Below are 12546 nucleotides of genomic sequence, written 5' to 3'. Positions count from 1 at the left end.
AAACTGTATAAGTTGTTCCGTGATGCGCTGGTCTGACAGCGCAGGGAATGAAATTCCTTAGCCTCTACACGTGGAGAAAATATTCTGTTTTGGGTGGCTGCAGTCAGAGGTTGTTCTCCTCCGTCGTATGTCCGCGTTGCTGCTGTAGGTTTGACAGGGTGATATCCAATTGTTCGTGCCGCAAAGCTGCCGCAACGTCGCAATAAATGTCTGCACGTAGAGCGTGAATCATCCGAATATTCGCGTTGTGGGAACTAAGAAAAGACTGAAGTGGCGCAATGAAAGATGTCAAAAGAGCATGCGATGAATTCGTCGATTGTCTGCACGCTGCCCATACGGAAGATGATTTTCGGCGTGTTGCGGAACGAGCTGCGCATGCCCTGGGATTCCGGTGGTTTGCCTATTTTGGTCAGCGCGCCAATGGCCCCATTCTGATCTCATCCTATCCGAAGAGCTGGACCAGCCACTATTTTCGCGAAGGCTATCACAACATCGATCCCGTTCTTCAGAAGCCGCGAAACACGAGCCGTGTGTTCCTGTGGGATGGTCGTGAGGCGCGAAGCGCAAAGTCGGCGAAAGAGCGCCGCCTGTTCGATGATGCGCTCAGCTTCAAGATCAGGACCGGCCTGACCATTCGCATTCCCTCAAGCCAAAACCGGTTTGCGGCGTTCACGCTGGCGGTGGATGAGCGCAGCCTTGGACTCGATCGCTTCGTCGAGAGCTCGCAAGATATGTTGCAAACGGTGGGGCTCACCTACCATGCCCATGTGAGCGCTGCCGGAATTGGACGGACGCCTCGGTACGCCCAGCAGGTCTGCACCTTGACCCAGCGCGAAAGGCAATGTTTGGGTTGGATCTCCGAGGGCAAGACGATGCAGGATATTGCTCAGCTCCTCGGTGTTGGCTCGCGCGGCGTAAAATTTCATTTGGATAATGCCCGGCGGAATCTTGCTGCATTAACCCTCCCGCACGCTGTGGCTCTCGCGCTTCGGCAGGGATTGCTCCCGTAATGCGCAAAACGGCTGTCCGGTTTGCAAGGAGTTGCGAAGATCGACGGTTCAATCAGGTGGGAATACTGGGCCGCTGCACTCAGGGCACGGGATTCTTTGGTACATAACCACGGCGTGATTTGCGGACGAGCCAAGCCTCGAGCGCTTCGACGGCCTGGACCCTCCCGGCAAACAGATCGATCCGCCGGCGGCCGCGGTGGCCCAGACGTCCCCATTCGCGCACCAACGCCGTATCACCGAACAGAGTCGGTTCAATCGTGAGGACATAGAACCTGGCCATATTGCGGGCCGGATCGCAACGTTGGAGCACGAGGTATGGCACCGTGAGTTCAGACATGCGCAAGAATCGCACCTGTCGAAAACGTCGTCCAATTAAGTTATCGAATCGATCAGGCCTATCGATTCAGAATGTTAATACCGGTGATGAAAGCCATTGAGGGTGCTCAACGAGCGGTCTCCGAAACTATAGGGTGTTGTGCGCCTCTGACTGCAAACAAAGTGGGCGCCGCCCTGCGGGCCGGGCTGGAGGCTGCGCTGAAGCCCCGGGAGCGGGTCTTCCCCTTACGGGCCGCCATCCCTGACGCGAAACGGCCCGAGTCCCCGAACAAGGCAGCTGCTAATTCATCGGAAGCTCCCGCGTATTCGCGTCGGACCTGAACCCCCTAAATGCAAGCGATGCCTATGGTCTCGAGGACATCGAAGCCCAATTGCGCGGAGTAATCGCCTGGTGGGCAAATCGACTGTCGCTCCGGACAAAAGACGGCGGCTGTTCTCGCAGTCAATCAGACCGATACTGCATCCGCGGGCGAACGATGTGCGTTTCGGCTCACATGCTTCCGGTGAAGGACCAACTCCGCTCTCGAATGGGCTTCCTTGGTTCTGGTGCGGCCTTCTACGATCAACCCGCAAGGGGTTCGCTACGCAAGCGTGCGACCTCTTCGGCTTCGCCTCTCGAGGTGACCGCGACCGCCACCGAACACGTCGGCGCCTGTCGAGCGGGGATGGTCCCCGCCGCAAGACGGGAGCCTTTCAATGTCGCACAATCTCACCCTCGCTCAGAACCACGCCTTCGATCTTGCCCGCACGCTGATGGTGCCGGTCATCCTTTTCCAGGCTGAGAGCGAATTCGGTGTGATGGTCTCCAGCGAATACGACGGGAATCAGGATGCGACGATCCCTGGTGCCCGGCTCATTGAGCCGGGTGACCGGCTGCCGCTGGCGCCTTGCCGGCTGCAAGGGAAGCTTCGCCGCGCCCACCTAGCTGACAAATTCGACAGCTAGTCCGCGCGCCCTTGCCTCCGGCAGGCTTCGCGGCCGGTCGGGGGGACGTGCCGCAAGGCTAGGAACAAGTGAGACCAACAGAAGAAGGGGCCGGACGTCGCCTGCGCGACCCGGTGCAGATAAATGGACAAGCAAGAAATTGAAGAGCTGCGTAAAAAGGTTGGTTGCGCAGCCCTGCTCGAGAAAGACGGCTGGAAGGTCGACGTCAAGGAAAGCACCCGGCGGGCGATCAAGTATCGCCGCGACACCAACATCATCATCGTCATCCACCAGGGCCGCGGCTGGTTCGATCCATTGTCGCCGGCGAAAGGGGACGTGTTTTCGCTAGCCGAACACCTCGGTGCTGGTGGTTTTGTCGAGGCGTGCGGCCGTGTTGCGGATGTGGTTGGCTTCGTTCCTGCGGCACCAGCGTGGCAGCGCCCGGCAAGGGCCAAGGCCCTTGCGTCGATTGTAGAGCGGTGGGGATATCGCGTCACGCTGCGGCCCGGCTCGCCAGCCTGGCGCTATCTTACCGGCGAGCGCGGACTGCCGGCGGACATCGTGAAGCAGACGGTCGCTAGCGACCTGTTGAGAGAGGGGCCCCTAGGCAGCATGTGGGCGGCGCACAGCAATTCTGCTGGAGCGCTCACAGGCTGGGAGGAGCGTGGACCGTCGTGGCGGGGCTTCGCCACGGACGGCAGCAAGGAGCTCTTTCGCTTCGGGTCGGAGGGGGCCGAGCGGATCTGTATCACCGAGGCCGCCATAGATGCGATGAGCCTCGCCGCAATCGAGGTCCTGCGGCCTGACACCCTTTATGTCAGCACCGGCGGCGGTTGGTCGCCCGCGACCGATGACGCCATCCGCGGCTTGGCCAAGCGCGCCAATGTTTGGCTCGTGGCAGCAACCGACAACAATCGGCAAGGCGAGGTCTACGCCGACCGAATTCGTGCCATCGCCGCAGATGCAAGTGCGCGTTATGCCCGTTTGCGGCCGTGCGCCGGCGACTGGAATGAGGATTTGAGCGCCTGACGTCTAACTGATGCGGCTCGCCAGGGTGACGCGCCGGCTGCGTGGGGGCGCCGCGCCAAGGCCTTCAACTGAGTGACTCTCTGACGCCTTGGTGTTGAGCAAAGGAAGAGGGGATCGAACAATGAGGGAGGGAAAATGAAATGGAAATGAAGCGCTGCCGCATGCCCGGCCGGCGCGTCAAGGGTGAAGCTTCGCCCGCGTTCCGCGGCCCTTGACCCGCCGGACCTTCGGTGCGGCCGGCGAGGAGGTGTGATGAAAGACTGAAGTGACGAAGGGATCAGGCGGATCGCTCACGCTGTCAGTCCGGCCAGGCCAAGAGGAGCCGCCCATGCACACCTCCCCCAGCATCCGCAAAGTCTTCGAAGGCGTTGCGACGCGCAAGATGCACCGCTTGTTCAACCGCCATCGTGGTGACCCCGCGATGGCCGAAGGTGAAGGCCAGCATCTCTTCGCCGGTGAGTGGTTTGAGACCAACGAGCGGGAGCACGACTACATGCTCGAGATCCTGCCCCCGCTGTTCATGCGCGCCGACATGTTCGCGATGCGCGAATTCATGACGGGCAGCGTCACCAGCATCTTCTTCGCGCTCACCATCGACGGAAAGCGGCGCTGGTTCCATGGCTATTGCGATCTTTCAGATCGGCTGTCGCCGGAGCGGATGAAGGCGGCGATCATCGAGCACGAGTCACGGCCCGTGCACGCGATGACGCGCGACGAGCGGCTCGACCACATCTGGTCGAGCACGCATGACGATTATCGCGGCTATGCTGGCGAGCGCTGGCCGCAGGCCATGCGCGGCCGCCGCACTGTACTCGTCTATGCCGGCCAGAGCGGCACGGTCCTGAAGCTCCTCGACGACCTCACCGAGGCAGAGATCGCGGCCAAGCTGCCGGTGCAGTTCCGCCATCTGCCGGAGACGGCCGCGGCCTAGCCCGACCTCCCCTCCCCTCCCCGCCCCGCGGCAGCCCGGCCTCGCTCGGGGCGTCGCATTTCCGCACCCGGCCCTGGCGCCGGCTCTCCGTCTATCCCGCAACGCCGTGCCGTCCGTCGCAGCCCGCGCCGGCGGACGGCGGCGCGCGCCCAACTGGAGGACATTTCCCATGGCGCATGACGATCCTTTCACCCTCGACCTCTTCGGCAATACCGACCTTTCATCCAGTCTCGGCCTTGGCGTTACCGCGTTCGGCCCCGATCCCGGCGGCGACGACGATCATGATGACGATCCGCCGCCGTCGCCGTCGGTCCCCGCAGGGCCGGCGGTCTCGTCGACGCAGCCCTCCCCGGCCGGCTCGCGCAAGCGCGGCGACAATTTCTACCTTGCCGATGCGCGCGGCCTCGCAAGGAACTGGAAGCAGCGCGCCCGCGACAATGTCGCGGCGGTCCGGCTCGCCTCACAGGTCGAGGCCGAGCAGCGGCCCGCGACGATTGACGAGCAGCGGCAACTGATCCGCTTCACCGGATTCGGCGCCACCGAGCTTGCCAATGGGGTCTTCCGCCGACCGGGCGAAACCGAGTTCGCGAAGGGCTGGGACGCGATCGGCGCCGATCTGCAGGATGCGATCGACGATGCTGACTACGCCTCGCTCGCGCGCTGCACGCAATACGCCCATTTCACGCCGGAGTTCATCGTGCGGGCGATCTGGGCGGCATTGCTGCGGTTCGGCTGGCGCGGCGGACGCGTGCTCGAGCCCGGCATCGGCACGGGCCTGTTTCCGGCGCTGATGCCCGAAGCGCTACGCCATGTCTCGCACGTCACCGGCGTCGAGCTCGATCCCGTCACGGCGCGCATCGCGCGGCTGTTGCAGCCGCAGGCGCGGATCGTTACCGGCGATTTCGCGCGCATCGATCTGCCGGCGCGGTTTGACCTCGCGATCGGCAATCCGCCCTTCTCCGATCGCACGGTGCGCTCGGACCGCGCGCTGCGCTCGCTCGGTCTGCGTCTCCACGATTACTTCATCGTTAAGGCGATCAAGCTGTTGAAGCCGGGTGGCCTCGCCGCCTTCGTCACCTCGCACGGCACCATGGACAAGGCGGATGGCTCGGCGCGCGCGCTGATCGCAAAGCATGCCGATCTCCTCAGTGCCATCCGTCTGCCGGAAGGCAGCTTCCGCGCCGATGCCGGCACCAACGTCGTGGTCGACATCCTATTCTTCCGGCGGCGCAAGTACGGCGAGCCCGAAGGCGACATATCATGGCTCGACCTGGAGGAGGTGCACCCGGCGACCGACGACGAGGGCGCCATCCGCGTCAACCGCTTTTTTGCACGCCATCCCCGTCTTGTGCTCGGCGCGCACGCGCTGACCTCCGGCCCGTTCGGCGAGACCTACACCTGTCTACCCAAGGCCGACGAGGAGCTCGCGGCTGCGCTCGCCGACGCGATCACCCTCCTTCCGGTCGCAATCTATGATGGCGAACCGGAGGCGATCGACTCTGACAGCGAGCACGAGGCCGTGCCAGCGAAGTCGGAGAGCGCGGCGAGCCTCACGGCGCGCGAGGGCAGCTATTTCCTCGATCACCGGCATTGCCTGATGCAGATCCTCGACGGGAAGCCGATCTCTGTGGCGGTGCGCAAGGGCCGCAGCGCCGACGGCATTCCGGAAAAGCATGCCCGGATCATCCAGAAGCTGATCCCGATCCGCGATGCGGTGCGCGACGTGCTGAAATGCCAGGAGCTTGATCGCCCGTGGAAGGATGCGCAGGTCCGCTTACGCATCGCCTGGTCGAACTTCGTGCGCCTTCGGGCCGATCAACACGACCATCGTGTCGACGGCCGAGGACGACGAGACCGGTGAGGTCCGTGAAACGCACCGCAGGCCGAACCTCCAGCCATTCCTGGACGATCCGGACTGCTGGCTGGTGGCTTCGATCGAAGACTACGACCTCGAATCCGATACGGCAAGGCCAGGCCCGATCTTCACCGAGCGGGTGATCGCCCCGCCGGCGCCGCCGGTCATCACCAGCGCCGCCGACGCTCTGGCCGTCGTGCTCAACGAGCGCGGCCATGTCGATCCCGATCACATCGCCGAGCTCGTGCATCGCGATGCGGACGACGTGATCGCCGAACTCGGCGGCACCATCTTCCGCGATCCGGCCGATGGGTCGTGGCAGACCGCCGACGCCTATCTTTCAGGCGCCGTTCGATCGAAGCTCGCGGCGGCGGAAGCCGCGGCCGCGCTCGACCCCGAATATGAGCGCAATGTGGCGGCCCTGCGCGAGGTGCAACCCGCCGACCTCCGGCCCTCAGACATCACCGCGCGGCTCGGCGCGCCGTGGATTCCCCGCTGCCGATATCATCGCTTTCGTCCACGAGACGATGGGCGCGGAGATCAAGATCCACCACATGCCGGAACTGGCGTCGTGGACCGTGGAAGCCCGCCAGCTCGGCTGGATGGCCGCCGGCACATCCGAATGGGGCACCGAGCGGCGGCACGCCGGCCAGCTTCTGTCCGATGCGCTCAATTCCTCGGTGCCGCAGATCTTCGACACCATCAAGGACGGCGATAGCGAGCGTCGTGTCCTCAACGTGGTCGACACCGAGGCGGCAAAGGAGAAGTTGCACAAGATCAAGACTGCCTTCCAGAACTGGATCTGGTCCGGTCCGGATCGGACCGATCGCCTGGCGCGGGTCTATAATGACCGCTTCAACAACATCGTGCCGCGCGCTTTCGACGGCTCGCATCTGAAGCTGCCGGGCGCCTCGGGCGCATTCGTTCTCTACGGACATCAGAAGCGCGGCATCTGGCGCATCATCGCCTCGGGCGCGACCTATCTCGCCCATGCCGTCGGCGCCGGCAAGACGATGACCATGGCGGCTTCCATCATGGAGCAGCGCCGGCTCGGCTTGATCGCCAAGGCGATGCTCGTCGTTCCCGGCCATTGCCTGGCGCATGCGGCGCGCGAGTTCCTGGCGCTCTATCCGGTCGCGCGCATCCTCGTCGCCGACGAGACCAACTTTACCAAGGACAAGCGGCATCGCTTCCTGTCGCGCGCCGCGACCGCGACCTGGGATGCGATCATCATCACGCACTCGGCATTCCGCTTCATCGGCGTGCCGTCCGCGTTCGAGCAGCAGATGATCGAGGACGAGCTCGAGCTGTACGAGCAACTGCTCACCAAGGTCGAGAGCGAGGACCGTGTCTCGCGCAAGCGGCTTGAGCGGCTGAAGGAGGGCCTGAAGGAACGGCTCGAAGCACTCGCTACGCGCAAGGACGACCTCCTCACCCTCTCGGAGATCGGCGTCGACCAGATCATCGTCGATGAGGCGCAGGAGTTCCGCAAGCTGTCCTTCGCCACCAACATGTCGACGCTGAAGGGCGTCGACCCCAACGGCTCGCAGCGCGCCTGGGATCTCTATGTAAAGTCCCGCTTCATCGAGACAAAGAACCCGGGCCGCGCGCTGGTGCTCGCCTCCGGCACCCCGATCACCAACACGCTCGGCGAGATGTTCTCGCTGCAGCGCTATCTCGGCTACGCGGCGCTTCTGGATCGCGGGCTGCACGAGTTCGACGCCTGGGCCTCGACCTTCGGCGATGTCTCGACCCAGCTCGAGCTTCAGCCGTCCGGCAAGTACAAGCCGGTCACGCGCTTCGCGACCTTCGTCAACGTCCCCGAGCTGATCGCCATGTTCCGGTCCTTCGCCGACGTGGTGCTACCGGATGACCTGCGGCAATATGTGAAGGTTCCGGCGATCTCGACCGACAAGCAGCAGATTCTGACGGCAAAACCGACACCGGCGTTCAAGCGCTACCAGGCCCTGCTCGACGCGCGGATCAAGGCGATCGAGACGCGCGACCGGCCGCCGGAGCCGGGTGACGACATTTTGCTCTCTGTCATCACGGACGGACGGCATGCGGCGATTGACCTGCGTCTGGTCGACCCGGACTGCGATAACGAGCCGGACAACAAGCTGAATCTCCTCGTCGGCAACGCCTTCCGCATCTGGAAGGAGACGTCAGACAACAGTTACGTGCGCGCTGACGGCAAGCCGTACGAGCTGCCGGGCGCCGCGCAGATGATTTTCTCCGACCTCGGAACGATCAGCGTCGAGAAGACGCGCGGCTTCTCGGCCTATAGCTGGATCAGAGACGAGCTCGTCCGCATGGGCGTGCCCAGATCCGAGATCGCCTTCATGCAGGACTTTAGGAAGTCCGAGGCCAAGCAGCGCTTGTTCGGCGACGTGCGCGCCGGCAAGGTCCGCTTCCTGATCGGCTCCTCCGACACGATGGGCACCGGCGTGAACGCGCAGCTCAGGCTGACGGCGCTCCATCACCTCGACGTTACGTGCCGTGGCTGCCGTCGCAGATCGCGCAGCGCGAGGGCCGGATCGAGCGTCAGGGCAACCAGCACGATGTCATCGACATCTTTGCCTATGCCACGGAGAGATCGCTCGACGCGAGCATGTGGCAGAATAACGAACGCAAGGCCCGTTTCATCGCCGCGGCGCTCTCCGGGGACACGTCGATCCGCCGGCTTGAGGACCTCGGCGAAGGCCAGGCCAATCAGTTCGCGATGGCCAAGGCGATCGCCAGCGGCGACCAGCGGCTGATGGAGAAGGCGGGACTGGAAGCCGACATCGCGCGGCTGGAACGTCTCCGCGCGGCGCATATCGACGATCGACACGCCGTCCGCCGGCAGATCCGCGACGCGGAGCGCGACATCGAGTTCTGCACGCGGCGGATCGCAGATGTCGGCAAGGATATTGAACGCCGCGTTGCGACGGCCGCTGACGCCTTCGCCGCGAGCGTGGCCGGCAAGCGCTATGTGGAGCGCAAGGAGGCCGGTCGCGCGCTGATGAAGGAGATCCTGACCCTCGTGCAGCTTCAGCAGGAGGGCGAGATTGTGGTCGCGACGATAGGCGGCTTTGACCTCGAATATTCCGGCGAACGCTTCGGCCGCGACGGTTACCGCTACACCACCGTGCTGCTACGCACCGGCGCGGGAGCCGAGATCGAGCTGCCCGTCACGGTCACGCCGCTCGGCGCGATCTCGCGACTGGAGCATGGGTTGGAAAATTTCGAGGGCGAGATCGAGCGCTATCGCCAGCGTCTCGCCGACGCCTGCCGCAGGCTCGCCTCGTATCAGGCGCGCGAGGACGGCGACTTCGCCTTCGCCGCCGAGCTTACCGAGAAGCGCCGGCAGTTGGCGGAGGTGGAGAAGGCCCTTGCGAGCGATGTGGAGGGGAGTGGGGAGAACGCCATCGCGGCGTGACGAGGAAGGAAAGAAAGCCCGCTCGCAGATCGGTCAGGCCGGCAACGCTGACGCTCAACCGCGGCCTGCGCGATCCCGGCCCGTCGTCCTTCGCAGGGCTTAAGAGCCCTGCTTGTCCGGCCGGACAGGGATGCTCGGCCGCTGTTGTGCCGGCCCGACCGCTCCGCGGGCCGGGGGATGTCTTCGGAAAGAAGACGGAAAAGGACCCGCGAGCCGCGGTCCGCGAACCCCGAACAGAGAAATCCCATGCAACTCATTAAGGTCGATCCGCGTGCGCTGAAGGAGAATCCGGACCGCATGCGCCAGTCGAAGTCGACACCGCAGGCCGACGCCCTGCTGCTGGCGACGATCAAGGCCGTCGGCATCGTCCAGCCGCCCGTCATCACGCCTGAGACTGGCGGCGGCAACGGCTATGTCATCAACGCCGGTCATCGCCGCGTGAAGCAGGCGATCGCGGCCGGCCTCGAGGAGATCGACGTCCTCGTCGACGAGGCGGCGAACGACAACGGCGCCATGCGCGCGATGATCGAGAACATCGCCCGGGAAGCGCTCAATCCCGTCGACCAGTGGCGCGCGATCGAACGCCTCGTCGCTCTCGGCTGGACCGAAGAAGCGATCGGCGTCGCCTTGGCGCTGCCGGTGCGACAGATCAGAAAGCTCCGTCTCTTGGCGAACGTGCTGCCCGCCATGCTCGATCACATGGCGAAGGGCGACATGCCCGACGAGCGGCAGCTCCGCACCATCGCCTCCGCCTTGCTGGATGAGCAGAAGGAGGTCTGGAAGAAGCACAAGCCCTCCAAGGCCGATCCGCAGGTGTCGTGGTTTAGCGTGGCGCAGGCTCTGACCAGGGCCCGGATGTACGCACGTGATGCCAGCTTGGCGACGACCTCGCCCAGGCTTACGGAATCGAATGGGCAGAGGATCTGTTCGCGCCAGCAGATGAGGACAGCCGCTATACCACGGATGTCGAGGCCTTCCTCGGCGCGCAGCAGGAATGGATGACGAACAACCTGCCGAAGCGTGGCGTCATCGCTGAGACGACCACCTGGGGCGAGGTCAAGCTGCCGCCGAAGGCTGAGCGCGTCTACGGCAAGGCCTCGAAGAGCGATTGCACCGCGATGTATCTGGACCGTGACGGCCGGGTGCAGAGCGTGCATTACCGCATGCCCGCGGCGAAGAAGGCGACGGGCAAGGGTGCGGCGGCCGACAGCGACGCTGCGGATGAGTCCGCAACAGTTTCGATGCCGCGTCCTGACGTGACGCGCAAGGGCCTCGAGATGATCGGCGACTTCCGAACGGACGCGCTGCACGAGGCGCTGGCCCGCGCGCCGATCGAGGATGACACGCTGATGGCCTTGTTGATCCTCGCCTTCGCCGGCCAGAACGTCTCGGTCGATTCGGGCAGCGGCGGGACCTACTACGGCAACCGGCGTTTAGCACGCCATGCTGCGTCGCTATTCGATCAGGATGGCAAGCTCGTCATCGATATCGACACGCTCCGCGTCGCGGCGCGCTCAACCCTCACGGAAGTCCTGTCGTGCCGGGAGAACCGCAACGCTAGCGGCATCGTAGCGCGCATCGCCGGCGATGTGGTCGGCGCGGACAACTTCCTGCCGAACATGGGCACGGACGATTACCTGTCGTGCCTGTCGCGCGCCGCGCTCGAAGGCTCGTGCAAGGACACGCCGGTTCTTCCGCGCCAGAAGGTGAAGGACACCCGCATCGCCCTGGTTGAGCACTTCAGGGAGGGTCGCTTCGTGCATCCAGCCGCGTTGTTCGCTCCCGACAAGGTCGCCTTGTTGTCGTGGCTGGCGAAGAACGCCGTCGCCGAAGACGACGCGGCCGACGACCAGGTGGAGGACCCGGAGGCCGGCGATACCGACGATGGCGAAGCCTTGGACGACGAGGCGTTCCGCGAGGCGGCGGAATAGTCCGCCCGGCATCGCCAATCCGAACAACACGCCGCTGCCGGTTGATCCGGCGGCGGCTCCGTTTCGCCCCCATGAACAGGAGGACGTCATGTCCGCACAGTTGATTTACGACCTCGCCCCGCTCGGCTCGCTCGTCCGGTTTTCCGACGGCACGCCGCGGCCGCCGGAGCGGCACCGCAAGAAGCTCGCGGCCTGGGAACACCGCAATAGCGGCGGTCGCTTGATCCGCAAACAGCCCAAACGCCGCATCGGCAACACGGTCATCGGCGCAAGCTTCACGCTGCATTCCGGCGACTATGGCGGTGGCGGTGTCGTGGTGCTTCGCGTTCACCGGACCTTCCCGGTCGATAGCGACCTGGCGTTCGTCGTGACCGAACGCCCGAAGCTCGGTACGGTCCGCGTGCTCGACCGGCCCGGCGAGGATGCCGAGCTGGTCTATCTCGCCGGCAGCCGCGCCGATGCCGAAACCTGGCTGCAGAGCCACGGCTATCCAAATGCCGTTCTCGACGAGGTGACGGCCGATGCGGTCGCGGCCGACGTCGCGGAGGGGAGGACAGCCGCATGACCGCGCCCACACTCCCTACCACTATGACCGATGACTCGGCCGCCGGATTTCCCGAGGTCGAGTTTGGTCGCAGCAGCGACGGCTTCCTCGCCGCGCGTGTTGCCGACACCACCTTCGCCATGCTGCCGGCGCGCGACGGTCGCCATTATCTCGCGACCGGCTGGTGCATCGGCCGGCCGATCTCCGAATGGAAGCTCTCCGACTTCCACGGCCGTTCGGGCGACCTCGCCGACGAGGCCGCCTTCCGCGCGAAGGTGGCGGAGAACGCCGAGCACCAGCGCGAGAAGCGTGCGCTCGGCCGCCGCGACATCGCCTCCACAGCGAACACGCCTTGGGGCCCATCGCAGGGCGCGACGGTCTATGCGGAAGGCGTCGTCTGCCATTCGACGGCAGGACACGGCGGCTTTCATCTTTCCGCCGAACGCAACCGCAGCGTCCATTCGATGCTGCGCGCGCGGGGTGGCTGGTACGAGTCCCATGATTGACGTCGGCGCCGGCCGGCGAAAGGCTGGGCAAGTCGTAATCATGGGGAGCGAGTACAGAT

The 12546-nt window shown here is 64.7% G+C and carries 6 protein-coding genes and 3 pseudogenes; 8 read left to right on the top strand and 1 reads right to left on the bottom strand.

Annotated elements, in window-relative coordinates; all coding sequences use genetic code 11:
* Positions 1 to 278: 278 nt before the first annotated feature.
* Complete coding sequence (locus ACVJ19_RS43690) at positions 279 to 1010, top strand: autoinducer binding domain-containing protein (RefSeq protein WP_248889904.1); 732 nt, start codon at positions 279 to 281, stop codon at positions 1008 to 1010.
* A 79-nt stretch (positions 1011 to 1089) separates the two neighbouring features.
* Here the strand turns inward: ACVJ19_RS43690 and ACVJ19_RS43685 are convergent, their stop codons facing one another.
* Entirely contained in the window at positions 1090 to 1347 is a 258-nt protein-coding gene (locus ACVJ19_RS43685) for a WGR domain-containing protein (protein WP_166354138.1), read from the bottom strand.
* Positions 1348 to 2042: 695 nt separating this feature from the next.
* Here ACVJ19_RS43685 and ACVJ19_RS43680 point away from each other — a divergent pair.
* The 7 genes and pseudogenes from ACVJ19_RS43680 to ACVJ19_RS43650 all read left to right on the top strand — a co-directional run.
* Positions 2043 to 2291: a hypothetical protein gene (locus ACVJ19_RS43680; RefSeq protein WP_284277718.1), complete on the top strand. Its 249-nt coding sequence runs from the start codon at positions 2043 to 2045 to the stop codon at positions 2289 to 2291.
* A 123-nt stretch (positions 2292 to 2414) separates the two neighbouring features.
* The gene (locus ACVJ19_RS43675; RefSeq protein WP_253574992.1) at positions 2415 to 3299 is read left to right on the top strand and encodes a DUF3991 and toprim domain-containing protein; all 885 of its coding nucleotides are present in this window, start codon (positions 2415 to 2417) and stop codon (positions 3297 to 3299) included.
* Positions 3300 to 3627: 328 nt separating this feature from the next.
* The gene (locus tag ACVJ19_RS43670) at positions 3628 to 4230 is read left to right on the top strand and encodes a DUF1419 domain-containing protein (RefSeq protein WP_166354134.1); all 603 of its coding nucleotides are present in this window, start codon (positions 3628 to 3630) and stop codon (positions 4228 to 4230) included.
* A 169-nt stretch (positions 4231 to 4399) separates the two neighbouring features.
* Positions 4400 to 9506, top strand: a pseudogene (locus ACVJ19_RS43665) (N-6 DNA methylase).
* 246 nt (positions 9507 to 9752) lie between these two features.
* Positions 9753 to 11437 (top strand): annotated as a pseudogene (locus ACVJ19_RS43660) (ParB/RepB/Spo0J family partition protein).
* Positions 11438 to 11525: 88 nt separating this feature from the next.
* Complete coding sequence (locus tag ACVJ19_RS43655) at positions 11526 to 12002, top strand: hypothetical protein (protein ID WP_284277711.1); 477 nt, start codon at positions 11526 to 11528, stop codon at positions 12000 to 12002.
* Positions 11999 to 12475 (top strand): annotated as a pseudogene (locus ACVJ19_RS43650) (DUF7007 domain-containing protein); the annotation flags it as partial. The gene ACVJ19_RS43655 and the pseudogene ACVJ19_RS43650, both read left to right, overlap by 4 nt.
* Positions 12476 to 12546 lie beyond the last annotated feature (71 nt).

The organism is Bradyrhizobium sp. USDA 376 (assembly GCF_054063675.1).
The sequence above is the reverse complement of the archived record's forward strand: the minus strand, read 5'-3'. Positions and strand labels throughout refer to the sequence as shown.

Coding starts and splice junctions, on each gene's coding strand:
- ACVJ19_RS43690 (WP_248889904.1), top strand. CDS start 279: ATGAAAGATGTCAAAAGAGCATGCGATGAATTCGTCGATTGTCTGCAC.
- ACVJ19_RS43685 (WP_166354138.1), bottom strand. CDS start 1,347: ATGTCTGAACTCACGGTGCCATACCTCGTGCTCCAACGTTGCGATCCG.
- ACVJ19_RS43680 (WP_284277718.1), top strand. CDS start 2,043: ATGTCGCACAATCTCACCCTCGCTCAGAACCACGCCTTCGATCTTGCC.
- ACVJ19_RS43675 (WP_253574992.1), top strand. CDS start 2,415: ATGGACAAGCAAGAAATTGAAGAGCTGCGTAAAAAGGTTGGTTGCGCA.
- ACVJ19_RS43670 (WP_166354134.1), top strand. CDS start 3,628: ATGCACACCTCCCCCAGCATCCGCAAAGTCTTCGAAGGCGTTGCGACG.
- ACVJ19_RS43655 (WP_284277711.1), top strand. CDS start 11,526: ATGTCCGCACAGTTGATTTACGACCTCGCCCCGCTCGGCTCGCTCGTC.